Genomic DNA, 1,053 nt, shown 5'->3' with positions numbered 1-1,053 from the left:
CTCATTAGCTATAATCATAAATCCATCCGAAGACAGACATGACATGAGACTTCCAGAAGAAGTCTCACTAACCAACAAAAATAAAGCTTGATTTAACTTGGCTTGTACATCGGTTGCCAGATGTACAATCAACAATACATACATCGTATGTATCAAAGACATATGCAATGCATATGCCTAGACCAGTTCATGAGACATAACTGGCGGGGCAGCGGTCAAGCGCCCCCGTACAATACCCTGGCGGGCATTGGTAACTGGCTAGCTGACACATCCGGCAATCCCCTAAGGAACTGGCGCCAGATGCGGCCAATTATGTCTTCTCTTCAAAATGTCACAGAACAAGCAGGCTTTAGAACAAAACCCGCAAAACGGATGCTTTCATTATGATATCAAAACAGAGAGTTGGTGGAGCCTAGGAGGATCGAACTCCTGACCTCCTGAATGCAAATCAGGCGCTCTCCCAGCTGAGCTAAGGCCCCATTATTCTGGCCTCAAAGGACACTTCATAGAAGTGTCCACGCCGGCGCTGACATCCGTCAGCTTGGCTACCCTCGCATAAGCTCGGCGGACCAGTCGGTCCTACTCGCGCTAACGCGCTCGGGAGTGCGTGCCACAATTTCCTACTAACTTAAAAGTTTGGTGGGTCGAGGAGGACTTGAACCTCCGACCTCACGCTTATCAGGCGTGCGCTCTAACCACCTGAGCTACCGACCCTTGTCTATTGAAGACCTCGCATCAGCTCCGCAAACCATTCGGTTCTAGTCGCTGCGCTCCAGTCAAAACCAACAAAGATTGTGCTCAGACGAGCTACCTAACCTTTAAGCGATATCATAAAGAAAGAGAAACGAAGACGGCGGTATTCGCCAATGACACTTCCAGGGAAGTGTCGAATGCTGGTCATAATGCCAGCTATGTTCAAAAAATTAGTCGATAGCGGGGACACTTCATAGAAGCATCTTAGCTGAAGACCAATCCTTAGAAAGGAGGTGATCCAGCCCCAGGTTCCCCTAGGGCTACCTTGTTACGACTTCACCCCAGTCGCTGACCCTACCG

2 tRNA genes and 1 rRNA gene are annotated in these 1,053 nt (G+C 49.3%); all 3 read right to left on the bottom strand.

Going from position 1 to position 1,053, the window contains the following annotated elements:
- Positions 1-403 precede the first annotated feature (403 nt).
- Positions 404-479, bottom strand: a tRNA-Ala gene (locus DHN43_RS26985).
- 158 nt (positions 480-637) lie between these two features.
- Positions 638-714 (bottom strand) — tRNA-Ile (locus DHN43_RS26980).
- 265 nt (positions 715-979) lie between these two features.
- Positions 980-1,053, bottom strand: a 16S ribosomal RNA gene (locus DHN43_RS26975); the annotation flags it as partial.

The organism is Pseudovibrio sp. Alg231-02 (genome assembly GCF_900143565.1).
Lineage (GTDB): Bacteria > Pseudomonadota > Alphaproteobacteria > Rhizobiales > Stappiaceae > Pseudovibrio.
Note: the sequence above shows the minus strand (reverse complement) of the source record. Positions and strands in the feature narration are given on the sequence as shown.